This window comes from Vibrio sp. D404a (assembly GCF_030248535.1).
Lineage (GTDB): Bacteria > Pseudomonadota > Gammaproteobacteria > Enterobacterales > Vibrionaceae > Vibrio.
This window is the reverse complement of record NZ_JAHGAJ010000025.1, coordinates 166346-191709: the sequence shown is the minus strand read 5'-3', so window position 1 is coordinate 191709 and position 25364 is coordinate 166346. Positions and strand designations below refer to the sequence as shown.

At 46.1% G+C, this 25364-nt stretch carries 21 protein-coding genes; 11 read left to right on the top strand and 10 right to left on the bottom strand.

What is annotated here, in order from left to right; translation table 11 throughout:
• Window positions 1–10 precede the first annotated feature (10 nt).
• From KI655_RS16390 to KI655_RS16380, 3 genes are all read right to left on the bottom strand, one after another.
• Window positions 11–1231: a glycerophosphodiester phosphodiesterase family protein gene (locus KI655_RS16390; RefSeq protein ID WP_285407177.1), complete on the bottom strand. Its 1221-nt coding sequence runs from the start codon at window positions 1229–1231 to the stop codon at window positions 11–13.
• A gap of 331 nt (window positions 1232–1562) precedes the next feature.
• Window positions 1563–2915, bottom strand: a complete 1353-nt coding sequence (locus KI655_RS16385; RefSeq protein WP_285407175.1) for a sigma-54 dependent transcriptional regulator — start codon at window positions 2913–2915, stop codon at window positions 1563–1565.
• A complete protein-coding gene (locus KI655_RS16380; RefSeq protein WP_306416365.1) occupies window positions 2912–4822 on the bottom strand; it encodes an ATP-binding protein in 1911 nt (636 codons plus the stop codon). The genes KI655_RS16385 and KI655_RS16380 overlap by 4 nt, the downstream gene beginning before the upstream one ends.
• A 471-nt stretch (window positions 4823–5293) precedes the next feature.
• Here KI655_RS16380 and KI655_RS16375 point away from each other — a divergent pair, with 471 nt between their 5' ends.
• Window positions 5294–7354, top strand: coding sequence for an alpha-amylase family glycosyl hydrolase (locus tag KI655_RS16375; RefSeq protein ID WP_285407237.1), 2061 nt, complete (start codon window positions 5294–5296; stop codon window positions 7352–7354).
• A 154-nt stretch (window positions 7355–7508) separates the two neighbouring features.
• On the opposite strand, the gene KI655_RS16370 is transcribed toward KI655_RS16375, so the two are convergent.
• On the bottom strand, window positions 7509–8351 hold the full coding sequence (locus tag KI655_RS16370) for an SGNH/GDSL hydrolase family protein (protein ID WP_285407173.1): 843 nt from the start codon (window positions 8349–8351) through the stop codon (window positions 7509–7511).
• A 98-nt stretch (window positions 8352–8449) separates the two neighbouring features.
• On the bottom strand, window positions 8450–8962 hold the full coding sequence (locus KI655_RS16365; protein WP_285407172.1) for an RNA methyltransferase: 513 nt from the start codon (window positions 8960–8962) through the stop codon (window positions 8450–8452).
• Window positions 8963–9404: 442 nt separating this feature from the next.
• On the opposite strand from KI655_RS16365, the gene bamE reads away from it, so the two are divergent.
• The 3 genes from bamE to KI655_RS16350 all read left to right on the top strand — a co-directional run bounded on the left by bamE (window position 9405) and on the right by KI655_RS16350 (window position 12202).
• Entirely contained in the window at window positions 9405–9770 is a 366-nt protein-coding gene (gene bamE / locus KI655_RS16360) for an outer membrane protein assembly factor BamE (protein ID WP_285407171.1), read from the top strand.
• Between the two features lie 474 nt (window positions 9771–10244).
• Window positions 10245–11906: a methyl-accepting chemotaxis protein gene (locus tag KI655_RS16355; protein WP_285407170.1), complete on the top strand. Its 1662-nt coding sequence runs from the start codon at window positions 10245–10247 to the stop codon at window positions 11904–11906.
• A 77-nt stretch (window positions 11907–11983) separates the two neighbouring features.
• The gene (locus tag KI655_RS16350) at window positions 11984–12202 is read left to right on the top strand and encodes a hypothetical protein (RefSeq protein WP_285407169.1); all 219 of its coding nucleotides are present in this window, start codon (window positions 11984–11986) and stop codon (window positions 12200–12202) included.
• A 40-nt stretch (window positions 12203–12242) separates the two neighbouring features.
• Here the strand turns inward: KI655_RS16350 and KI655_RS16345 are convergent, their stop codons facing one another.
• The 3 genes from KI655_RS16345 to KI655_RS16335 all read right to left on the bottom strand — a co-directional run bounded on the left by KI655_RS16345 (window position 12243) and on the right by KI655_RS16335 (window position 15662).
• Window positions 12243–12923 (bottom strand): endonuclease III domain-containing protein, encoded by a 681-nt coding sequence (locus KI655_RS16345; RefSeq protein WP_285407168.1) that lies wholly within the window; start codon window positions 12921–12923, stop codon window positions 12243–12245.
• Entirely contained in the window at window positions 12923–13792 is an 870-nt protein-coding gene (locus KI655_RS16340) for a LysR substrate-binding domain-containing protein (protein ID WP_285407167.1), read from the bottom strand. The genes KI655_RS16345 and KI655_RS16340 overlap by 1 nt, the downstream gene beginning before the upstream one ends.
• A 232-nt stretch (window positions 13793–14024) precedes the next feature.
• Complete coding sequence (locus tag KI655_RS16335; protein WP_285407166.1) at window positions 14025–15662, bottom strand: methyl-accepting chemotaxis protein; 1638 nt, start codon at window positions 15660–15662, stop codon at window positions 14025–14027.
• A gap of 241 nt (window positions 15663–15903) precedes the next feature.
• Between KI655_RS16335 and KI655_RS16330 the strand changes: the two genes are divergently transcribed.
• Entirely contained in the window at window positions 15904–16332 is a 429-nt protein-coding gene (locus KI655_RS16330; protein WP_285407165.1) for a DUF3010 family protein, read from the top strand.
• A 78-nt stretch (window positions 16333–16410) separates the two neighbouring features.
• On the opposite strand, the gene KI655_RS16325 is transcribed toward KI655_RS16330, so the two are convergent.
• Window positions 16411–17319: a DMT family transporter gene (locus tag KI655_RS16325; RefSeq protein WP_285407163.1), complete on the bottom strand. Its 909-nt coding sequence runs from the start codon at window positions 17317–17319 to the stop codon at window positions 16411–16413.
• Between the two features lie 132 nt (window positions 17320–17451).
• Here KI655_RS16325 and KI655_RS16320 point away from each other — a divergent pair, with 132 nt between their 5' ends.
• Window positions 17452–18900, top strand: coding sequence for a PLP-dependent aminotransferase family protein (locus tag KI655_RS16320; protein ID WP_285407162.1), 1449 nt, complete (start codon window positions 17452–17454; stop codon window positions 18898–18900).
• Between the two features lie 76 nt (window positions 18901–18976).
• Here KI655_RS16320 and KI655_RS16315 read toward each other — a convergent pair whose 3' ends face one another.
• Complete coding sequence (locus KI655_RS16315; protein ID WP_285407160.1) at window positions 18977–19459, bottom strand: hypothetical protein; 483 nt, start codon at window positions 19457–19459, stop codon at window positions 18977–18979.
• A gap of 357 nt (window positions 19460–19816) precedes the next feature.
• Here KI655_RS16315 and KI655_RS16310 point away from each other — a divergent pair, with 357 nt between their 5' ends.
• The 5 genes from KI655_RS16310 to KI655_RS16290 all read left to right on the top strand — a co-directional run bounded on the left by KI655_RS16310 (window position 19817) and on the right by KI655_RS16290 (window position 25335).
• Window positions 19817–21115 carry a nucleoside permease gene (locus KI655_RS16310; RefSeq protein WP_285407158.1) on the top strand — a complete coding sequence of 433 codons (1299 nt, stop codon included), beginning with the start codon at window positions 19817–19819 and terminating at the stop codon, window positions 21113–21115.
• A gap of 86 nt (window positions 21116–21201) precedes the next feature.
• Window positions 21202–22224, top strand: a complete 1023-nt coding sequence (locus KI655_RS16305; RefSeq protein ID WP_285407157.1) for an ADP-ribosylglycohydrolase family protein — start codon at window positions 21202–21204, stop codon at window positions 22222–22224.
• Window positions 22214–23167 (top strand): PfkB family carbohydrate kinase, encoded by a 954-nt coding sequence (locus KI655_RS16300; protein ID WP_285407155.1) that lies wholly within the window; start codon window positions 22214–22216, stop codon window positions 23165–23167. The genes KI655_RS16305 and KI655_RS16300 overlap by 11 nt, the downstream gene beginning before the upstream one ends.
• Window positions 23168–23231: 64 nt before the next feature.
• Window positions 23232–24464, top strand: coding sequence for an OFA family MFS transporter (locus KI655_RS16295; RefSeq protein WP_285407153.1), 1233 nt, complete (start codon window positions 23232–23234; stop codon window positions 24462–24464).
• A gap of 127 nt (window positions 24465–24591) precedes the next feature.
• On the top strand, window positions 24592–25335 hold the full coding sequence (locus KI655_RS16290; protein WP_285407152.1) for a GntR family transcriptional regulator: 744 nt from the start codon (window positions 24592–24594) through the stop codon (window positions 25333–25335).
• Window positions 25336–25364: the final 29 nt, after the last annotated feature.

Sequence of the window (25364 nt, the reverse complement as noted above, 5' to 3'; positions counted from 1 at the left end):
ACCAGCTCACTTAGGCTTTTGGTGCCATGCAGTTAGCGTAATAAGTCGTCGTTGCAGGCCAGTCACTGAATACACCCAACACTTCAACGTCTTGCGCGAGTACGTCTAGCATCTTCATCATATCGCCATCGTTGTTGATGCCTTGCTTGACGCTTTGGTAATACCAACCACCACCTTGTGCCAGTGGACCTGAACGCTCAAGTGTCCAAGCAATGATGTCTAAGTCAGCTTGCTTCGCCAGTTTAGCGTAGTCAGACGCAACGATTTGGTTATCTTTATCAAGCTCAACTAGAGCAAACAACGGCGGTGCGATGATGTTTACACCTGCTTTTTGTAGCTCTTTCATGTTCTCAATCGAAGCGACGAAGTCCGCTTGTTCATACACACGATCGTCCAGATACACCGCTTGTTCACCAAACTTAGGGTTCTCTTTGATCCAGTATTTAACGTCATCCAGGTTGAATGACTGTAGGTAGGCTTCAGACGCATCAAAACCAGCAGCCTTGACTTCATCCACCAGCTTTTGAGCATACATCTCTTGGCTAAAGCCATTGAATGGCATCTCTACCGCTGCTGATTTCAGCTCCGGTGTCACCTTCACGCCATGTTGCTTGAACAGCGCTGCACTCTCAGCATGGGTCATCAAGGTACCGCTTTGGCTATAAAGATCAGTTCTCCAGCCAGGCGTGCCATTCATGTACTCTTCAACCGTGGTGGCTTTAGGGTTCGCACCGTCCATTTTCCCTTTAAGAGTCTTAAACTCCGCCAAGGTAAAGTCTGTAGTGCGACACTCCACCTGAGCGTCTTCACCCGTTGCAGGGTTAGCTGGTTTAAATGGAACCGTACATTTCTTCGCAAGCTCTGGATGAGCCAACACGTCCGTCGTGGTGTGCAGATCGTTTTGTGAGTGACGGCAGACAAGCTCTTTGTCTTTGGTAAAGGTCACATCACATTCCAAGATGCCAGCACCCATTTGAATCGCAGCGAGATAAGACTCTTTAGTATGTTCCGGGAACTGCATTGGCGCACCACGGTGACCAATCGAGAAGTCACTGCGCTGGAAAGGCCCTTCACTACAACTCAATAGCTTAGTTTTCAGCGGTCCTTCGTCCATATTGTTGATTAAAAAGAGGGGACGAGGTCCAAGGTTGGCAGACTCTTGTGCTGCCCATGCTGTCATCGAACTCACGCCGAGTATTAAAGCAATTGAACCTTTCAGAATTTGCTTCATGTTTGTATCTCCTTGCAACAAGCAATTATTTTTACTTTCCTTAATTTGGCCATTCAGTCTCCACCTTAACGCTTCCGCTCATCAATAAAAGATACGGATGCAATACGGAGACTGATAGCCTGCCTGCGGCTTAAACCACAATGCTTATACGCAGCAATGGCTTTAAGCCGCAATAGTGAAGTGCAGGCATTGTGCCAAATATTAAAAACCTTATATTACAAACACTTGAAGTGGATATTAATTTATTGATTAATTAAATGGGTCATTACTGTCTTATCAGTTTTATCCTTTTCACCCTGACTATGTTTGGAACGAACTATGTTTTGAACGACTATATTTTGAAACTCTCTTTATCAAGCTGATGCTTTTTCATTTTTCGGTACAAGGTTTTACGGGGTAAGTTAAGCTTGTTAGACACATCGTTGATGTTGCCAGCGCTCTCTATCAAAGCTTCTGTTAACACGTTACGCTCGTACTGCTCCATCTGTTTCTCAAATGCAAATTCACCACTGGTCGACTCACAGCTTGGCGATTGCAGATCGAAACCATCACCCACAATACCCAACACAAAACGGTCTGCGACATTACGGAGCTCACGCACGTTGCCCGGCCACTCATGTCGACACAACTGCTGGATCTGCTCAGGGTAAATTGTCGATGGACGAGTCTTGTATTTGTGGCTAGCTTGAACAACAAAGTGTCGAAACAACAGTTGAATGTCCTCTTTACGATGGCGTAGAGCCGGCAGATTCAGACTAGCGATATTCAAGCGATAGAAAAGATCGGCTCTAAACTCACCCGACTCACTCAGGCTAGCGAGATCGGCTTTGCTTGCCGCAACCACAACAATATCAACAGGGATCAGTTCATTCCCGCCAACACGCTCAATGGTTCGCTCCTGAATCACTCGCAGTAATTTGATTTGCACCGCGATAGGCATACTTTCGATTTCATCAAGGAATAGGGTTCCACCACTCGCCTGCTCTATTTTGCCAATGCGTTTTTTATTGGCACTGGTGAACGACCCTGCCTCGTGGCCAAACAGTTCACTCTCAATGATGCTCTCTGTCATACCGCCACAGTTAATCGCTACAAACGGTTTGGCTTTTCGTCGGCTAAATTGATGAAGCGCCCTTGCTATCACCTCTTTACCAGTACCCGTTTCACCATTAATTATGGTATCCACACCTGTGTGTGCTAAAGCGAGAACCTGTTTGCGAATACTCTCCATGCCCTTTGATTGACCGATAACGACAGACTCGATTGGTAGGTCACTCTCTTCACTCTCACCAGAGGTTTGAGAGCTGCTGCTCTGACATTGCGCTAGTGCGAGATTGAGCTTCTCTACCAACTCACCGGTATCCAATGGTTTTTCTAAGAAATCAAACGCACCCAGCTTCATCGCTTCAATCGCCATAGGTATGTCACCGTGACCACTCATCAATAACACTTGTACGTTCGGTGCTCGGTGTTGAATCGCGCTAACCAAACTCAACCCATCGATTTTCGGCATTCGAACATCACTCAACACCACAGACTGGCTGCTTCCCTTCAACGACTTGAGTGCCAAATTAGGGTCGGTGTAACTGGTGACGTTGAATCCCTCGAGCTCAAGCATTTCACTCACCGCTTCGACAACGTCCAGTTCGTCATCAATCAAAATAATGTGGTTGTCTTGGGTCATGAGTGTGTGCCTTTTGGTAGAGTGACGATGAAAGTTGTGCCTTGGTGTTCTTGAGATTCCACATGAATCGAACCACCAAAGTCTTTTATGATGTTGTAAGCAATGGACAAACCAAGTCCGAGCCCTTTTCCAGAGCTTTTTCGTGAATAAAATGGGTCAAACAAGTGCGGGAGATCCTCTTGAGGAATACCTAAACCGTTGTCTTTGACTGATACTTCGATGGTCTCTGAGTGCTCAGAGGTAGAAATGATTAACTTAGGTTGTTCTTTGTGCTCGATAGCATCTAACGCATTGCTAATTAGATTCACCAATACTTGTTCTAAGCGGATGCTATTGGCTCGAACCAACAGTGCCCGATTCGGTAAATACTCAATGTTGACTCCGCTTTGGCGAGTTTCAAACAAGTCAATCGCATCGCTAATCACATCGTTCAATACAACACTGGTTAGCTTGCCATCGCTCTTACGCGAAAATGCTTTCAGGTGACGGGTAATCGCTGCGACTTTCTCTAGTAATATCTCGATCTTCTGCAGGTTGTTCGCCGCCTTATCCGGACGTTCTTTTTCCAACCACAACTGTGCACTGCGAACATGGCTATTCACCGCGGTAAGAGGCTGGTTAATTTCATGTGTAATGCCGACACTCAACTGCCCCAAAGCCGCAAGCTTACCTGCTTGAATCAGCTCATCTTGGGTCACGCGCAATTTCTCTTCAGCAATAGTGCGCTCGATAACCTCAGCTTCGAGCTTACGATTGGTCTGTTTCACGACCTTAGCGGTAGTTTGGAATACCCTTAAATACTTAGCCATTTGCGTCACTTCATCGCGACCACGAATCGCGACTTCGGTATCCAGATGCCCAGTAGAGATAGCGAACATATTGTCTTTTAGCTGCAAGAGGCGCTCTAAAACACTCTTTCGTACATAGAACCAAGATATCGCCGCTGCGGCTAATACGCTAAACAGGGAGAGAAACAGAGACAGTCGCTGATTTGAAAGCAGAGACTGCTGGGCTTGCTGAATGGATTGATCGATATTGCCATTCACCTTGCTGGTGTGGCTTTCAATTTGAACCGTGAGCTGGTTGAGGTGCTCTCGGCTATTTTGTAGAAAGTACATCTCTTGATAACGGTGATCGAGCGCCTTATTTTTTAACTCGTACAGAGTGCTTGTACTAGACGCCAGGCTATAGATCACCATCAACTGTTCATCTAACTCAGGAAATTCACTCCTTAAATCTCCACTCGCCCAAATGCCCCACCACTCTTCACCGACCTGCTCTAGACGGTATCCAGTGTAATCGAGTTCATTGAAGCTAGAATCGTTGTAGAGCTTCTCGACCAAACCCAGTTGATAGTAGAGCAGTGCCTTTAGTTGGGCAAAATCAATCTGCTGCTTACTCGATTGAGGGAGATCATCGAGTGCGTCACTGGCTTGTTGGAGCAATGGATAGAAACCTTCTAGCAGGTTACGTAACTCTTTGTTGAGCTGCTGCGACTCTATTTCACTTTGATAGAGCAAGCTCAAGCTATTGTGAACTTGTGAGATAAGATCCTTGAAGTAAGAGTGGTAGTCGGGAAATTGAACCATGATGCCTTTCATCTCCGAAATGGCCTGTTCAATTCGCAGCATCGCTTGTTGGCGCTCTAGGTTGGATTCAGCACCACTGAGTTGGGAAGAGGTTGTGATGACTTCTCTGACTCTGTCGTTCAGGCGAGCCGCATTGTCGAGCGCGGGGATCTCTTGCTCTTTCAGCTCAACAAGGCGCTGATTGAGAATATCAAAAGTGAAACTAGAAAAGACCGAAAGAAAGATCGTCGTCATCGACAGCATCGCTAAAGCCAACACCAAACGCAGTTCAATGCCTTTCCAATTGAACCACCTTCGACGTGAAAACTTCGCCCGCAACGTGGGCTCAAAGCGATATTCATCGTCTACAAATTGGGAAGAATCACTACTCACATTCTTTACTCTTTCTTATCGAACAATTCACAGTAAGCGTCAATGATTCAAAGAGTTAGGATGTTAAATAAGCCACGCCAACCAAGCGTATTGTTTTAGAGAAACAATGAAATCGCCCACAACCATTAACATTTCACATAAAACACCATAACAATTCTTTTATAAAGTGCTGACTGTGCATTTTGCGATAACAGAAAGTGACCTCGTAGACAGAACCAAAATTGTGTTAGGCCGAGGGTTATTGGAAAAGCGTTCCAACAAACTATTTTTACTCAACTGCATACCTTTTATCGGTGAATAATTTTGCACCAAATCATATTCCGGGCAGTGAAATGTAAATTTATTGTGACTGAGATCTCTCAGCCCTTTTTCTCATCCTCAGCCCTTTGATTTATGGATGATTTGCCTCTGTTTCACTTGGTCAATAATGAAGCAAAACACAATAATAAGGACTTGAACGTGAAACGCACCCTAACTACGACGGCTTTAGCGGTTTCTTTCGCACTCTTAGCTGGATGCCAGTCTACAACCGAGACCTCTGAGCAGGTCGACCTCAATGCCTACCAATGTCAAACCACACACAGCGCAGAAATCAACGACCTGCGTATCTACCAAGTAATGGTCGAAAGCTTTGTGAATGGCGATGACTCTATCGGTCACGGTACCGGTTACGGCACTAGCCACCATAAAGGCGATATTCAGGGCATCATCGACTCACTCGATTACATTCAATCGCTGGGAATGAATGGTATTTGGCTAACACCTATCTTCAATTCTGAGCCTGTTGCAGGACAAGACCACTGGGCAGATAGACTCGATGCAACGGGCTACTTCGCCACTGACTATTTCAGTATCGACCCACGATTCGGTACGTTAGAGCAAGCTAAACAGCTAGTAGAAGAGGCGCACGCTCGCGGCTTATACGTATTCTTTGATGGCGTATTCGGTCACCACAAAGGTAATGTTGCGCCTTCACCTACTGGTAAACTACCACAAGGCGAGAACAACCCTGTCGCTTACCCAGAGAGTTTAGAGTTCTACAAAGAGGTCGCGACTTACTGGATCAAAGAACTTAAGATTGATGGCTGGCGTCTTGACCAAGCGTATCAAGTACCAAAAGACGCATGGGCAGAAATTCGTGAGAGTGTTGATGTCGCTTCTGCAGAAGTTGAATACGTAAACTCAGAGGGTGAAACCGTTAATCCGCTTGGCTACATGGTTGCTGAGATTTGGGCGGGAGAAAACCGCATTATCGAAACAGGCTATGGTACTAATAGCTCTCCGGCACTCTGCTCTGCGTTTGACTTCCCTGTGCGTTACCGCTTAACGGAAACCCTTGCTGTAAACGAAGCCGGTGTTGGCGGTAAAGGTGGTGAGTGGCTAGCGGAAGGCATGTCATTGCACTCACTCTACCCAGACCACGCAAAACCAAACCTTATGATTGGTAACCACGACCTGGTGCGTTTTGGAGACTTGCTGCAACGTGGTGATATTGCTTCACCGGAAGACGATGAATATTGGCAACGTTACAAAGCGGCGTTCTCATTCCAAGCCGCTTACACAGGCCCAATCACCACTTACTATGGTGATGAGATTGGTGACCAGTTAGATGGATTTGCTGACAAAGTGTGGGACGACTGTGCCATTCCTGGGCTGTGTGACGACCACGTGGCGCGTACCAGCGGTAAAGTGGAAGGGGTAACCGCTGAGCTCAATGCTCGCGAGCAAGATCTCAAGCAGTATGTGACAACTCTGATGACACTTCGCCAAGACCACCCGGCACTGTCTCAAGGTAAGCGAACTCACCTACTTGCTAACGAATCCGTTTACGTCGACCACAAAGGCGGCGACAACGAAGCGATCATCTACGCCATTAACGTCACTGACAAAGCTTACACGCTAGAGCTCACTAAGAAACAATCTGGCTCTGACGCTGGACTGAGCGACCTGCTCACTCAAGACAAAATCGCCGCATTCGGTGACAGCTACCAAATTGAGCTAGCACCATTTGAAGGTCGATTCTTGAGCGTAGATAAACCAAGTGCTGCAGGACCTGTCGCTGCGGCGATGGCGAGCGCGCCAGTCTCTGGCCAAGGCTTTATGGCTCAGTGTGATAACCCTGTCGTATCTGAAGCGGGCCCAGTAAACAGTAAGCTATACGTCGTAGGCAACTTCGCTGACTCTGGCTGGAAACACAAAGAAGGCAGAGCCTTTACCTACCGTGGTGACAACACCTATCAAGTTGTGACTAACGAGAAACCGGGCAGCTACCGCATGCAATATGCGTCTAAGTCTTGGTCTCCGCAATACACGGCTGATGGGCTAAGCATCAAACTCGGTCAAGAGGCTGCGCTAACCAAAGGCGGTTATGGTAAAGATACCGCTGTTACCATCCGTGACGGCGGGAAGTATGTTTGGAGCTTGAAGTTTGACGATGCAGGTAAGCCACTGCAAGTTATGGCTTCAAAGTGTCCCTAGTCTCAACAACAGCATCGACGACACGTATTAGCGCCTATTTAGCTGGCTAATCACTGGCTAGCAACGCTGATTAAACGAATCGGCTAACTCAAATATGGTTCCCCGCCATCATGAGTTAGCCGATTTTTTATGTGCTAACAAATAAGGTTTCTGTTTAATCGCTGGATAATGATTGATGCACAACGGGTAAGAGTAGGCTCGACCATTGTTGATAAGCTTTGGCATTCAGGTGCAGGTCATCGCAGCTGAAATCATCCAATAGCACACCATTGAGCGCCAAAACTTCATTCACATCTAAGAACTGAACCCCATTCTCATGACAATAGCTTTTCAGCAGACTGTTCAGTTCTTCAACTTGAGTATTCAAACCTTGAAGGCTTTCTCCAACAAAAAGCGTTGATTGAACAACGACCTTAATCCCTTGCTTGAGCCATGTGTCTACGATCTCGACATAGTTTGTGAAAACTTGATCGACAGAGTAGCCTTGAGCAAGGTCGTTGATACCCGCCATAAAGCAGATCAGCTTGGGATTCACGTTCAAGGTCGTGTCTATTCGTCTTAGCATGCCAGCGGTTGTATCTCCGGCTAAACCTCGATTCACCATAGATATGTCTCGGAAGATATCAGCCCAAGGTGCCCACTCAGTAATCGAGTCTCCAAATACCACCAAATCCGCTTGGGGTGCAAAATGACGGTGGTTATCCGACGTCAGTACATAGCGGCTCATGCTGTGTCCTCGCTGTTGAATTTCAGATTGTCTGATCACGGCTTCCAAGATCACAGCATCAGGTGTTTGGTCGTCAAACTGCGCCAAAACCTTTTCAATATGCGGTTTCAAAGGGCTTAACTGAGTATCGAGTGCGTGTTGGTCTTTGAGTGATGCAAGCTTTTCAAGCAATGAGTATAAGGTCCCTCTGTGCTCGAGGGATTGATAGAGCGAATAGAGGTCAAGGACAGGTTGTTTTTTTAAAGCCGTAAGAAGTTGATCATCTTCCATGTGTTATCTAGCCTTTCATCGGAGAAGAGTTTGACCACATCATACCCGCTAAGAAATCACTTAGATAACACATGAATCAACAACAGCTCGAGTTGTTGCTATTTTTCTTTCACTAGAAGGTGATTGCGGTTATCTCGGCTCTTTTTAATAAGTTCGTTGCTTTCGTCCATATCATCAGACTTAGCCAATCTATCGTAAAGAAGTACATTCACCGTTGCCGCTAAGTTCATACAACCAACCGTCGGTACATACACAACATGATCAGCGCGATCTGCAACGTCTTGAGAAATCGAACCGTCTTCTGGACCAAAGATGTAGATAGCGTTTTCTGGGTGTTGGAACCTTGGTAGTGGCGTCGCGCCTTCTGCTAGTTCAACACACACAATCTTTGTCTCTGGGTCAAGGTCATCGAGAAATGAATCAACCCCGATCAGTGGAATATTGCGAGTTGCACTCTTGGTATCAGTATGAAATTTGGCTGCTTTTTCATAACGTTGACCAGTGTATTTAACTTCATCCACTTGATAACAGCCTGCAGCTCGCATCACAGCGCCAACATTGGTTGGGCTTTTAGGATTCGTTAAACCAATCGTCACCTGGCTTTTCTTCATGAATCTACTCACTTAAATCAATAACGGCGTGACTGGATTGTCACAGAGCGCCGCATTCTAGCAAAGCGCAACCTCTATCAAAAGCCATTCTTAGCCTTGTCGCATTGATGGTAAATGGTCAAATAAACAACAAACAGTTTACTGATTAAATTTAATTACATAAGCCAAATCATTCCCTCTATCTATTTGATTAAAAACAAGCATTTTTAGATCTTATACAATAAATAATAGATAAATTAATAAAGAGCAATTATTAAACCAAAGATGATTAAAGATTGACCATTCAAGTCATAAGCATGAAAACTCAAAAATAAAATGAAAAGCTAAAGTAATAATAAAAATATTGTATTGAATTATTTTGTGGATTATTCGGTATTTCTCGTATCTTGAAGCAATTTTCGTTTTTTAAGACAGTACCCGAAACATTCACAGAGAGGTATTTATGATTAAAAAAGCTTCTGCACTTTTACTAACTGTTATGCTAACAGCGTGTGCTTCACAAGGTACTAAGATGGACAACGAGACCATCAGCAAGGTTGAGAAAGGTCAAACGACTGAACAGCAGCTAATCACGATGCTAGGTGAACCAACATCTACAGGTTTCTCTTCAGATGGCTCTAAGCAGTTGACTTACACATATTCAAGTGCATCTAGCAACCCAGCATCTTTCATCCCGTTTGTAGGGTTCCTATTCTCAGGTGTTGATTCAGAAACTCAGGTTCTTTACATCACCTTAGATAAGAAAGGTAAAGTTTCAGATTACACTTATAGTGAACAAAGCACTGAAACTAAAACTGGCTTACTATAATTAGACGACAACGTCAGTTGGATAAATTAAGAGTCGATAATAGTTATTGGCTCTTATTATTTTTATCTATCATTTTAACTACAGTGAAAAAGGTCATTTAATTACCTTATTCAATATAATTCCCTCAATTTCTCCTTCACCGAATCCATATCAACTCTATTGCTATAAGTATACGCATGTAAATATGCTTATCCACTCATAAAAGCTCCACCAGCAGCCTTCATTTTTTCCCTCACCTCCCACAATTTCTTGCGATATGTTGCTCACACATTCAGCAAAAAGTTAACCGCTGTCAAATTTATAGAACAAAACTATGTAAACCTAACGTTTAGACCAATGGCGCATTTACATTTTTTGAACAGACAAATACTGTAAACCGATGTGTATTTATTTTGAGCGATAACTCGCAAAGTAAAGTCACCAAAGGGTCTTAGAACCAAGTAAAAAACAATATCTCTGCAGTAGGAAGTCTTTATGAGTCTAACCATCAAAAACCGCCTCTATATTTTGTCTTTTATCCCTCTCCTCTTTATGACGCTAGGGATGCTCTATGTAAGCTATCTAAAGACAACCGAACTCACCGCTGAGCAGGTCAACTCTACTCGCACTAATATGATGGAAATGAAGCAGAAAGAGCTGAAGTCTTATCTGCAAATGGCGGAATCATCGATCGCACCCTTCTTACAACGAGGGGCGACTCTAGAAGAAGCCCTACCGACTCTACGTCAGCTTGAGTACGGAGAGTCAGGTTACATCTTTGGTTACGACTCGAAAGGTGTGCGAGTTGTGGTTGGACAAAGTACTGATGGTATTGGGAAAAACTACTTCAATCTGCAGGACAAAAAAGGTAATTACCTAATTCAAGACCTGATCAGAAACTCCAAGAGCGGGCAATTTACCACTTATTACTTCCCTAAGTTGGGCGAGACCGAAGCACTACCGAAGCTGAGCTACTCCGTCTTTATCCCTCAGTGGGACTTAATGCTTGGCACAGGTTTTTACACCGATGACATTGATGCTGTGATTGCAGAAATGGAAGCGAGTTCTAACCAAGCACTTCAGGGCACGATCACAGCGATCAGTTTGTTCTGTGGCCTGATCGCTGCGATCGTTGCAGTCTTCGCTGTAGGTATTAACCGAACCATCATGAAGCCTATCGAGCAGCTAGATAGCTCGATCAGTTCGTTTGCAAGTGGTGAAGCAGACCTTACAGCTCGTATGGAACCATTCAAGGCCCCTGAATTTGCGAGACTCAGCGATAACTTCAACGCTTTTGTTGCTAGCCTTCAAACTATTATCCGCAGCGTTAGCGATGTTGGTCAGCAAGTTGTTAATGAAACCAATAGTATGTCCGCTCGCGCGGCTCAAGTTGATGAACTGGCAAACGGTCAACGTGAAGAGACAGAACAAGTCGCAACTGCCATGACAGAAATGACAACCACGGCACAAGAGATATCAAGCAACGCAAGCCAAGCAGCCAACTCAGCAAAACAAGCGGAAACCAATGCTCGTGAAGCACAAGAGATTGTGAATGCGGCAGCGGAATCGGTAGCAGGCTTGGCCTCTGAGGTATCAGAAGCAAACACAGTCGTGTCTCAACTTGAAGGTGACGTACAGAACATCTCATCTTCACTGGTGGTTATTCAAGATATTGCAGAACAAACCAACCTACTGGCGCTGAACGCGGCGATTGAGGCTGCACGAGCGGGTGAACAAGGTCGAGGCTTTGCTGTGGTTGCTGATGAAGTACGTAAGCTTGCAAGCCGTACTCAGGAGAGTACCGGTGAAATCCACACCATGATCGAACAATTGAAAGCGGCCTCGGATGCTGCAGTGAAAGCGATGGATTCTAGCCAAAATCGCAGCGCGCAAACGGTAGAAGAAGCCAATGCTGCGGCGGAAGCACTAGCTAGAATTCAAGAGTCGATTGATACCATCATGGACATGAACTCTCTGATCGCAACTGCGACCGAAGAGCAGAACATTGTTGGCCAAGAGATCTCTCAGCGCGTGGTGGTTATCTCTGACTCAAGCTCTCAATCAGCAACGCTAGCCAATGAAAACCGTGCTGGCAGCCAGAACTTGAACGATCGCGCGAATGAGTTGTACCACTTAGTCGATAGATTCACTGTTTAGTCGTACTATTAAGCAAGATCCATTAAATAACGCCCTTACTCTTTAGTAGGGGCGTTTTACCATGTAAGGAATCATCTATGTTCAATTCTGATAAGAAAAAGGTAAAAGAGCTTTTGATTGCCACCAAGTATGGGGTTTCTGCATCTGAGATGATGACCATCATCGGCGTCGAGCAAGGCAAAGCGATGAAGTATATACAGCAGTTGAAAGAAGAAGGGGAAGATATTCAGTCATTAGGCGAAGGGAATAACCCCGAAGAGCTGGTCTTATACTCAATTGGTGAAATTGAACCATAACCCTAAGACCTAAAATCAACGCGAAGCAATTGTTCCACTGTTAGACATGAGTTTTAGATAGTCCCTCTTGGCATCGACTCAACAAAGGGCAAGATTCACATTTAGGACGTGGATGACAAAACTGTTGTCCATGCTCGACCAATACCCCGTGATAATAGCCATAACGCCGTGTGTCCGGCTCTAGCACTCTATGCATAAGATCATGAAACGTCTCATAGGACTTAGGGACGTCTAGCCCTACTCGCTCGAAGATCCTTCTTGCGTAGGCATCAATTACAAACGATGGCTTGCCTATCGCATAAACCAATATCGCATCGGCCGTTTCACCACCAATCCCTCGCACCGCAAGCAGCTCACGCCTAAGTTTTTCTAGCTCTTCAGAGCGTACTGCGTCTATCTCATAGTCATATTGAGCAAACCACTGCGTCATAGCCTTCAGTTTTAGAGCTTTTTGATTGTAGTAACCACTGGAGCGAATCGCTTGTGCCAATTCGTCGATATCCATGCTGGCAACCTGTTGTGGCGTGATGGTTTTACCTAAGTTATCTAGCGCTTTTTCGGCATTCTTCCAATTGGTGTTTTGTACCAGAATCGCTCCCATCATGATCTGATAAGGATCGCTGGTCGGCCACCAATCAAACCAACCATAGTGCTCTTCAAGACCACGAAACACATCTCGAATGAGTCTAGAGTCTTGTTCCGTCACTTGGCTAGCTTTCATTAATCTAAATTCTCAGCGAGAAAGTCCACCAGCAGACGAACTTTAGAAGAGAGGTTACGGTTTTGAGGATAGAGCGCCCAGATCCCCTCTTTGTCATCTCGGAAATCTGACAGCACTTCCATTAACTCTCCCGATTCTAGATCATCGCTGACATAGTATTCAGGTAGCTGCACTAAACCAATGCTCTGCTTTGCGGCATCTAACAGCGCTAAACCACTGTTACATTTGATACGCCCATTCACACGTACAGAGCGTGGCTGACCATTTTCTTTGAATCGCCAATGCTCAAAGCCGCCAACTAAACATTGATGGTTACTGAGTTCAGACAAGGTATGCGGCTCACCGTAACGTTCAATATATTCAGGGCTCGCACAGACATAAAGCTGGCGCTGTGACAAACGCTTCGCCACTAAACTAGAATCCTCCAGTCGGCCCAAACGAATTGCAACATCAACACCAGAATCAATCAGATCGAGCTTCTGGTTGGTGAGCATAAGTTCGAGTTCAACCTGAGGATAGAGAGCCAAAAACTGGTGCAACAACGGGGCAAGTTGGCGCTCTCCGTAGGTCACTGGCGCGGTCACCTTGAGCAAACCCTTTGGTGTTGACTGCATCTGAGTCACCGCGAGTTCTGCCAGCTCTAACCCTTCCACTAGCTGCTTACATTGTTGGTAATAAAGTTGTCCAGCTTCAGTCAGTGAGACTTTACGAGTGGTTCGGTTGAACAACTTAACCGCCAGTCTCTCTTCTAAACTAGCGACACGGCGGCTTATCTGCGCAACAGAGGTTGATAGCTTAGCTGCCGCACCAGTGAAGCTCTCACGCTCCGCTACCGCAACAAATTCACTCACCCCTTCCCAATTCGCCATACGATTACCCATTTACTAATACTTGTCGTTAAGTCTATTGAAATAACGTATTTAAGTCATCTTGATTCACGTTCATATATAAAGCGAGCCAGATTGAATGATCACTCCAGCTAGCTCATATGCAAACCTTCAATAGAAAGCCCGCACTTGAATCAAGCGCGGGCTTTTCGATCTCTTCAATGAATAAAACCAATGGGTCTATTCAACAGGTCTTAAAGTAAGAGAACTCTCACTACACTTCAAACTGAGACACCAGTCGATCGAGTGATTCACACTGCTCAGCCAACGCCATGCATGCATTTTCTGCGCTGCTTGCCATCTCAACCATTTGCATGGTGCTTTCTGCAATGCGTTGAACGTTCTGGTTCACTTCTTCAGACACATGAGACTGCTGAGATGCTGCCGTTGCGATCTGCGTATTCATCTCATTCATCATGCCGATTGAGCTGCGAATCTCTGCAAGTGATGTCGCCGCTGTTTCTGCTTGAGTAATGGTTTTCTCGCCGCTATCTTTGCTCTCGTTCATCACATTGACCGCTTGCTTCGCCCCCTGCTCTAAACGCTCAATCATGGATTCGATTTCACCTGTGCTATCTTGAGTTTTGCTCGCAAGGGCACGGACTTCATCAGCGACTACGGCAAATCCACGACCTTGTTCACCTGCACGCGCCGCTTCAATCGCTGCGTTTAGTGCGAGCAGATTCGTCTGTTCAGCAATGCCTTTAATCACACCCAGAATAGAGGCGATGCTCTTCACATCAGCATCTAGGTTGTGAACCACACCGCTCGCGTTTTCAATGTCACTTGCTAAGCGTTCGATTGAACCCACCGTTAGAGCCAATGTGCTGTTCGCTGACTCAACTTCGCGTGTCGCTGTGTTACTTGCTGTTGCCGCATCCACCGCGTTGCCACTTACCGCAGCACTGGTTGCTTGCATTTCATGTACCGCTGCAGCAACGACTTCACTCTCTTGCTGCTGGTTGGCTGAGAATTCTGCCACGCTTTGCGTCAGAGATTTGATATTCTCCATTTCCGAGCGCACTGCATTCGAAGCAAAGATAACTTGCTCGACTGTCACATGGATCTTGCCAACAAACTCATTGAACGCCTCACTTAGGCGAGCAATCTCATCGTTACCTTGTACTTTCATACGTTGTGACAAGTCACCATCGCCTGATGCGATTTCGCTCATCGCTTTCTCAACGTCTTGGATAGGCTTAACGATGAATCGATTCGACAACCAAAGTGCGAAACATGCCGCAAGGATCGCAACCCCCATACCCACTTCAATCACGATCTTGCTGGATTCAATAGAGTCATCCGCCTGCTGACGTAACTGGCTCTGTTTTTCTTCAATTAGAGATCGAATAGACCAAAGTTGGTTGCGAATTGTATCGAATTCCGCATCTAGTGCAGGTGTGTACTCATTGTTGTAAGCATGCGCATTGGCTGGATCAGCAAACATCGGTTCGTGCAGTTTCACCCAACGACTCATTGCAGAAACAAGCTTGGTCAGCTCCCCACGCGACGAACGATCAAGTACCCCTGCATCGTACAGTTGCTGCACGCTTTCAAAACGAGGTACTGCTTTATATGCGTTGTCTTTGAATTCAAAAATCTGATACTCGATTGCCGCCTGATCATCAGCAAGCAGTAAGCCTTGAGCGGACGCGATCACTTGATAGATATCACGATAGCCATCCTCTAGGTTTTCTAGCACAGGTTGCACGACATTATTCAGTTCGTGATTGATCGCGGCCTGTTGGTTCGACTTAATCACGTTCATGATAGTCACCGTAGAGAAGACAATCACAATCACCAATAATGGGATAGCTATCTTGCTGCGGATGGAAAGGTTGTTGATGCTCATTGGTCCTCTTTAACCGTACGATATTTAATGTTATTCATATAATATATCGTATGCGGAATAATCAACGCTATGAATTTGTGAGGTCGCTCTCATAGCAAACGTTACCGCAAATTTGTTCGATGAAAATTTAAGCAACCTAGAAAATTGAGAACCATTTTATCTTATAGATTTTGCTCGATAGACTGGCGATAGCGAGCAAATAGAACCATAATGTACGGCTGTTAAATCGATAGGTAAAAACATGAAAATTTGTGGCGTTGAAATCAAGGGTAATGATGCGATCATTTGTCTACTTTCTCTTTCAGATGGCGTATTCAACATCCCTGACTGCCGCGTTTCTAAGGTCGCAATCCGCGACGCAAATGACACGCAAAACATGAAGGACTTCCAATTCTCTTTCGCTAAGCTAATGGAAGACTACCAAGTCGAGAAAGTAGTGATTCGCCAGCGTCAAACCAAGGGTAAATTCGCAGGCGGCGGCCACGGCTTCAAACTGGAAGCTGCGATCCAATTGATTGATGGTCTTGATGTTGAAGTGGTGACACCTGCGGCAATCAAAGAGAGCCTAAAACACAATCCACTGATGATGAAGTTCAAAGAGACTGGTCTAAAACAGTACCAAGAAGCACCATTCACAACCGCTTATGCGTGCTTGATGAACAAAGCGTAATCGCAAGGTCGCTTAAAAGATGAAAGAGCCCGAAATAGGCTCTTTTTTATTGGAATTAAGAAATATCAATCGATGGTGTCACCCTTCGGATCTCACTTGGGCCTTCCACTTAACACCCTGTGACAACTTAGGCTTCTTCATCACTAAATAGACAGCAACCGCGGCCAGCGCAAAACCCAACGCACCATAAACATCAAACGACTCACCAAACATTAGCCAAGCCTGAATGGCAGTCGTTGGCGGTACAAGATAAAAGACAGACGCCACGCTCGATGCTGCGCCATGTTCCACCATATAGAGCAGCAATAAGATCGCGACACACGACAACACGACGACCAGCCATACCATGGTTAACGAGAACTCTAACGTCCAATCGACCTGCATCGTCTCAAAGCTCATTGCGTATGGAAGGAACAACAGTGCCGCTGCGAAGTACTGAACCATCGCACTGCCCACCATATCGACGCCTTTACAGAAACGCTTCTGATACAGGGTTCCAAACGTAATACCGATCAGAGCGAGAAAACACAGCAGCACCGCTTCGGTTTTATGTGCATCAGACTGCCACTCTATATTACCCATTAAGACTAAGCTGATTCCGCTAAACCCAAGTACTAAGCCAAGCCATTGAGACCAGTTAAATCGCTCCACAGTAAAGGTCACTATCATCACAGCAGTTAGAATCGGTTGTAATCCAACCAATAACGCACTCAACCCAGCAGGCATACCCATATCAATCGCAAGGTACGTCCCACCGAGATAAAAGCCGTGAATCAAAATGCCAACCACACAGCTATGAAAAAACGCAGCACCTTTGGGTACTCTTCGTTTTAAAAACGCAATAAGCAGTATAAACAAGACTACATTGGCCACCATGCGCAACGATAGTAAGGTTGCAGACTCCGCGTATTGCAAACCGAACCTCGCTCCAACAAAACCCGAAGACCACAAAATCACAAATACAAAGGGAATAAATTTAATCAACATGACAAATCCCTGGTCAACTATTCAACAATGCTGTTACCTTAATTGGGTACAGATTAAGTTAAAAGATACAGTTAGATTGTTTTGAATGGTTACAGATTTAGATCGAGATGAGCGATTGATGAGGGGTAGGCAGTGGGCGTAAATAAATACCTAGCGGTAGAGCAACATATCAAGAGTCAGATCGAGCACGGAATTTTGCACGTTGATGATCGCCTGCCCTCCATTCGACAACTCAGTATTCAATTAAGTATGAGCAAAAATACCGTGATACGCGCCTATCAAGAGTTAGAAGCGACTGGGCTAATCTATTCAGTCCCTAAGTCGGGATATCGTGTAAAACAGCCGGAGACCGGAGCCAAAGAAAACAGAAGCCAACCCAAAAGCGTTGACCTGCTTTCTGTGACACGCTCGGTGCTGTCTCGCCCTGCTGAAAAGCTCAAACTCCTGACAGGATCGGCACACCCCAGCATCAACAACGCGGCGGTTCGCAGTCTGTATGCTGAGATAGGTCGCCATAGCCGTCTGCAAACCCAATTACCGGGTTACTATCAGTTACCACCCGGTAACGACCAACTCGTCAAACAGCTCCTTAAAATCTCTCATGATCTCGGCGTTCCTGCAAGCGCCAATGAAATCGCGGTTACTCATGGCGCCCAACAAGCGATCAGCCTAGCCCTAAGAGCCCTCACTCAACCGGGAGACATAGTGGTTGTAGAGTCTCCCTGCTATTTCGGTAATCTGCTGTTGCTTGAGTCATTGGGATTAAAGGTGCTTGAAATTCCGGGTAGCGTGCAATCGGGCATTGATATTGAAGCTTTAAAAGAGGCCTTGGATCAGTGGCCCGTTAAAGCGTTAGTGATGACACCAAACTTTGCTAACCCTACTGGTTCTCGCATGCCTTTGGCGAATAGAAAATCACTCTTAGAGGCAACCGGATCACTGCCGATCATTGAGGATGATGTGTTTGGTAGCCTTGCCTATGATGCTCCTTTACCGAGCTTGAAAGAGCTTGATAACCAAGGTCGAGTCATCTATGTAAACTCATTATCCAAGACCCTCGACTCACGTTTGCGTGTCGGATGGCTACTGTCTGGACAGTACCAACAGCAAATAGAAAAGTTCTTACTGTGCGACAACATGGGCAGCTCGAATTTGATGCAATCGGCGGTTGGGCAATTTCTCACGACGGGCCGATACCGTAGCCACATCGCCAAAATGAAACGCCTATACCAAACCAATCAAAAGCAGTTTTACAACGCCCTGACCGAATCGCTCAACCAATATTCAGAGCTGAGAGGCCGTTATCACTTGTCTCGAAGTGAAGGGGCGTTTCTTGTGTGGCTAACACTGCCGGAAACCTTCGATAGCTATCAACTCTATCTCGATTGTAACCAACATAAATTAGGGGTCTTGCCGGGTACCGTGTTTGGTACACATGACCGATACAAACACTGCGTGAGATTCAGTGTCGCAAATTTAGAAGAGACCAAAGATTGGAGAAAGGGTGTGGAGCTATTGGCGAAACTCATCGCCAAGCAGTGTCAGTCACTTTTACAGAGCAATAGCCCAGACATAAAGTAATAGCCTCCCCCATAAAAAATAGCGTTCTGACACCCGACTCATCAATGTTGGCGGCTAAGGAAAGCGCCGCCAGTCGCTACACTTTCATACTAAAACCGAAGTAGATACCTTCGATTCTGGACATGTCCCTGTCTTTCCAGTTGTCTAAGGTATCGTGAATACGATAGCCCAGTTCCATTTTCATATTTTCTACAGGCTCGAAAGTCGAACCGAATTGACCACCAGCCAATACGCCATCATCACTCTTAGCGAAGCTATACCCTGTCGATACGCCGCCAAATATTGCCCATTTCGAATCAAAATTATAGACATAATCATAAGACCCGGTGGTGGTCGTATAGTTGGAATTCATACTGTGCGTTGCACCTACACCCCAGCGATGTCTATTGTCGATTAGAGCATGGTAGCCAACCGCTGGCGTAAATTCCGATTCATTTAGAGCCGTGTATCCATCAAGCATACCCAAACTCACAAAATGCTCCACCTCATCACTCACCGCGAACGCTGTGCCCATCGCGAATACAGAGAGCATAACAGTCGGGACCACGAAATGTTTCATTCAACCTCCTAAACATAAAACAGCGTCCAATGGTTAATCGCAATATGGGTATCTGATGGCTAGCAAAGTGGGAAGTAAAAAGAGACCAACAGAACCAATCAATATCATGGACGCAAAACGCGGTGACTCTAAGGGGACAAAGAAATGAATTGTCAGCGCTACGCAAAGTTTCCCCATAAAACCAACCAGTTAGTCATTAATTGAGCATTCAAGAGCGCTTAACCTAAGATCAAAAGAGGTAAAAGATCGTCTGACTCTTTGATAATCAGATCACAAAACAACCTCAATGGTATTGTATTGGTATTATCATTTGAAATACCATCTTTCTCGTACCCTACAGTACTAAAGGACATAATAATGAAATCGAATAACTTCAAACTATCTTCAATGATGTTCATTGAATGGTTTATCTGGGGAGCATGGTTCGTTCCCTTATGGCAAATACTCAATACCAACGGATTTACCCCAACTGAGATCGCTTGGTCATACGCTTGTACCGCTATCGCTGCGATCCTGTCACCGATCCTTGTTGGATCAATCACTGACCGCTTTTTCGCTGCGCAAAAAGTACTTTCGGTTATGTTGATTGCGGGTGCTGCGCTGATGTACTTGGCCGCACAACAAACGGAATTCGCTACCTTCTTCCCACTTCTGTTGCTGTACTCACTGACCTACATGCCAACGATAGCGCTAACCAACAGTATCGCTTTCTCGAATGTAGAAGACGTAGAGCGTGACTTCCCACGTATCCGAGTGATGGGCACCATTGGTTGGATCGCATCTGGTATTGCGATCGGTTTCCTACCGGGATGGCTAGGTTACGGTGATATCTCATCAAGCAACATTCCACTGATTCTAACGGCGCTAGCGTCTGCTGCTCTGGGTATCTTCGCACTTACACTGCCTGACACACCACCAAAGAGCACTGGCAAACTCAGCCTTAAAGTCATGCTTGGCTTAGACGCTATCGTGCTTTTGAAAGACAAAAACTTCTTAGCCTTCTTTGTTTGTTCTTTCATGTTCAGCATGCCTCTAGCGTTCTACTACATCTTCGCAAACGGCTATCTCACAGAAGTCGGCATGAGCAACGCAACGGGTTGGATGACCTTAGGCCAGTTCTCTGAAATCTTCTTCATGCTGGCACTGCCATTCTTTACTAAACGCTTTGGTATTAAGAAGGTACTACTTCTTGGTCTATTTACTGCGGCAGTTCGTTACGGCTTCTTCGTATACGGTAGCGCAGAAACTTGGTACCTATACTCACTGCTATTCGCGGGCATCCTACTGCATGGTGTGAGCTACGACTTCTACTTCGTAACGGCTTACATCTACGTTGACAAAAAAGCACCGGCACACATGCGTACTGCGGCACAAGGCCTTATCACTTTAGGTTGCCAAGGCATTGGTAGCTTGTTGGGTTACCGCTTAGGTGGCGTGTTGATGGAGAAGATGTTTGCTTACGACGAGCCACAAAATGGACTCACGTTTGATTGGGCAGGTATGTGGGGCTTCGGCGCCATCATGATCGCCGTCATCTTGGTCATCTTTATGTACTTCTTCCGTGAACCTAACGGCGAGATCAAAGAGATCGAGATCGATAACCAACCGGGCAATACCGCATCAGAGCAAACGCAAGCAGAAAAAGCTCAAGCATAATTTTATATCTGCTCAGCCTCTTCCCTAGCCTTTTGTATCGCTAACGGTTGAGCAGTTTTTAGATAACCTATTTTTGGTGAAGTAAGATGAACATTTCAAAACAAGACAGAATTTTAGGCACATTTTACGGTCAGGCACTGGGCGACTCTATGGGGATGCCATCAGAACTTTGGCCACGCAGCCGCGTAAAAGCGCACTTTGGTTGGATTGACCGCTTCTTACCAGGCCCTGCTGAAAACAACGCCGCTTGCTATTTCGATGCGTGCCAGTTCACCGATGACACCTCAATGGCGTTAGCTCTTGCCGATGCGATCATTGAATGTGACGGTGAGATAAACCCAGACATTATTGCCCGTAATGTTCTGAGCTGGGCAGAAGGATTTGACGCATTCAACAAAAACATCTTTGGTCCAAGTTCAAAGGCCGCAATGCGAGCGATTAAAGAAGGCACGTCGATTGACGAGTTAGAAAACAATGGCGTAACCAATGGCGCCGCGATGCGTGTCTCTCCAATGGGCTGCTTAGTACCAACCACCAGCTTAGATACTTTCATTGACCAAGTAGCGCTGGCTTCAAGCCCTACTCACAAATCGGATGTCGCGATTGCTGGCGCAGTTGCCATTGCTTGGGCGGTATCAAAAGCGATTGAAGGTAGCAACTGGGCATCAATCAAAGACCAACTGCCTGCCATTGCCAATGCTGCTCAAACTAAAAATGTCACCACGTTCAGTGCCTCAATGGGCGCTCGTATCGAACTTGCACTTATGGTCGCTTCTGAAAATAGTGGTATTGAAGAGCGCATGGAAAAGGTCTACAACTTAGTTGGCGCTGGCGTGAGCACCATTGAGTCAGTGCCTGCAGCAATGGCTATGGTAGAGCTTGCGCAAACCGATCCTAACCGCTGTGCTATTTTATGCGCCAACCTTGGTGGCGATACCGATACCATTGGCGCAATGGCAACAGCAATCTGTGGTGCACTGAACGGCATTCAATCTATCGATGTTGACCTTAAAAAGCAGCTTGATGATGAAAACCAGCTCGACTTTACGGGCTACGCTGCAACCTTCTTGCGACTAAGAGAAATTAAGGAGAAAGGGTATGCCTCATAACGCGCTTATCTCGCTTATTCCGACTCTAAACAACAAACGCCAGCTTTGCTTAATTGGTGCCGCAGTAGTCGATATCGTCACTGAAACACCTGCACTTCCTGAGCGTGGCACCGATGTGGAGCTCACCGAAAAAGGCATTCACGTTGGCGGATGCGCACTGAACATTGCGATAGCGCTCAAACAGCTAGGTGTCGAGTCGACCAATGCCTTACCTATTGGTCAAGGTCAGTGGGCGGATATCATTTCAACCTCGATGGCCGAAAAAGGCATTCACAGCAGCCTAAAAGACTACACCGGAGACAATGGTTGGTGCCTAGCCCTTGTTGAACCGGATGGTGAAAGAACCTTCTTGTCGGTAAGTGGTGTCGAGAATAATTGGAGTGCTGAAACACTCAATCAACTGTCGCTTGAAGACGATGCCATTATTTATCTATCTGGATACCAGCTCTCTTCTGCGTGCGGCGAACAGCTCATCTCATGGCTTGAAACGCTACCAAGCACCATCGACCTGTTTATTGACTTTGGGCCACGCCTTGGCGATGTGCCACCAGCGCTGTTTAAGAGATTGCTCGCGCTGAAACCTATTGTGTCTTTGAACCGTCAAGAGGCAGAGATTTTGGGAATGCAGGAGATTAATGCCTTTGTTGAGCAATGGCACTGCGATTACGCCTGCCCACTGATTTTGCGTATTGATAGTGATGGTGCACTATTCGCGACAGCTGAAGGCCATGGCAATGTCGCGCCATTTAGAGCCACCGTCGTTGACACGATTGGTGCTGGAGATACTCACGCAGGCGGAGTACTTGCAGGTCTAGCATCCGGTTGGGAGCTGGCCGATGCCATTCTCCTTGGTAATGCCGTCGCTTCCTATGTGGTGAGCCATGTCGGTGGCGATTGCGCGCCTAACGTCAATCAAATCACCCAATATCTAGAGCAATATTAAGCCCTGTCTCCATTTATAAGGCTCAGTTTCGCTGGGCCTTTTTTATACCCTCTTGGCCATTATCATGAACAACAAAGCAAAAAAAATCTTACTCGCCAGCTGCGGGATCAACCTCTGTATAGGCGTGCTCTACACATGGAGCGTGTTTAAAAACGCGTTGGTTGAACAAGGCTGGAACAACACTCAGGCCTCCATGCCCTACACTATCACCATCATCACTCTCTCGATTGCCCTTCTTATCGCTGGCCGTATTCAGGATAAAATCGGCCCTAAGCGTGTATTGATGACGGGTACCTTATTGGCTGGCCTTGGCATGGTATTGGCCAGTCTTTCATTAACACCCATTAATCTTAACTTAAGCTTTGGTGTAATCACTGGCGGTGGCATCGGTTTCGCATACGCCTGCCTAAACCCAACGGCGATGAAATGGTTCCACTCGTCTCAGAAAGGGATGGTCAATGGCCTGCTCGCCACCGCTTTCGGATTGGCAGCCATCTATTTGGCACCACTCACCAGTTATTTAATAGACATTTATGGCTTGGAACTCAGCCTTAGATATCTCGGTATGGGTTTGATTACAATTGCCTTCCCGTTGGCTTGCTCGATTACCAACCCACCAGCCGACTATCAAGCGCAAGGAAAAACGGTTCAAAAGAACCAAGCGACTAGTCAAAACGATTACGCTTGGCGTGAAATGCTCGCTACCAAGCAGTTCTACTTACTGTGGCTGACCTATGCGTTTGGAGCAACAGCCGGTTTAATGATCATCGCTCACATCACTTCTATCGCTGCGCAGCAAGCCAACATCATGCAGGGTGCGTATTTGGTGGTTACCCTATCTATTTTTAACTCAGCAGGCCGATTGGTGTCTGGACTACTGAGTGACAAAATTGGTGGCCTCAAAACACTCGTGATCGCTTTGGCATTGCAGAGCATCAACATGATCGTCTTCAGCCAGTTTGTGTCTAGCCCAACTCTTATGTTTGGTGCTGCATTGGCAGGTATCGGCTATGGCACTTTATTGGCTGTCTTTCCCTCTATCATGGCCGATCTCTATGGTTTAAAGAACTTTGGTGCAAACTATGGTGTACTTTACACCGCTTGGGGAATTGGCGGCTTTATCGGCCCAATGCTCGCGGCTATCTCCGTTGATTGGTATGGCAGCTATACCTTAGCTTATGGAATTTGTACAGTGTTGGTTTCAATGGCCGTATTGCTGACCTTTCAGGTTAAACCCATCACGGCAGACAGCCTTACAACGGCAGAGAAGAGCATGCCGAGCAAGACGCTCGCTTAATCACTATCAGTGCGACGAACCCAATAGGGTGGAATCTTTGTTTCACCCTAGAATGCACATTTCTTTTTCTGCGCCGTTCGCAATTCAGGTATACTTCGATTAAATATAAAAGCGAAAACAGACCTTTATGAGCACTTACCAACCTTTGCTAACTCTCATTCAAAACCGAATCGAGCAAAAAGATAAATCACCGCTTTATCTGAAGATCGCCGACTCAGTCAAACTGGCGACAGAGCAGAAGCTTCTAAAAGGCGGCGACTTCATTCCAACCGAACGAGAGTTCAGCGACAAGTTGGGAGTCTCTCGTATTACGGTGAGAAAGGCGCTTGACGTGTTGGATAAAGAGGGCGTCATTGTTCGCTCACGTGGCCTGGGGACAATGATCAGTGAGACCGTTGAATACTCAGGTAAAGAAGCCACGGGGTTCTCTCAACAGGCTGTTCTCAAAGGTAAAAAGCCAGACACTCTGTGGATCAAAAAAGATATTGTTGAGTGTTCTGCAGAGATTGCGACCAAACTTTCCATTAAAGAGAGTGAGCAAGTCTTTTTGCTTAAGCGCGTGCGTTACATTGACGAGCAAGCCGTCTCGATTGAGGAGTCTTACGTCCCAGCTCACCTCATCAAGAACCCGGATGAAATCCAGCTTTCGCTTTACGACTACTTCCGCAGCCAAGACATCTCGCCGACTAAGACTCAGAGTCGCGTGTCTGCACAAATGCCGACTCAAGAATCTCTGGAAAAGCTGGCTATCGACAACAACGTGCCAGTGCTGCTTATCGAGCAAACCGCTTACGACAAACAGGGCGTGCCGATCGAATACAGCATCAACCATTGTCGCGGTGACATGTACGTATTTGTGAGCGTAGATTAATCCAATTCAGAATAGAAAAAGGCCCGTGA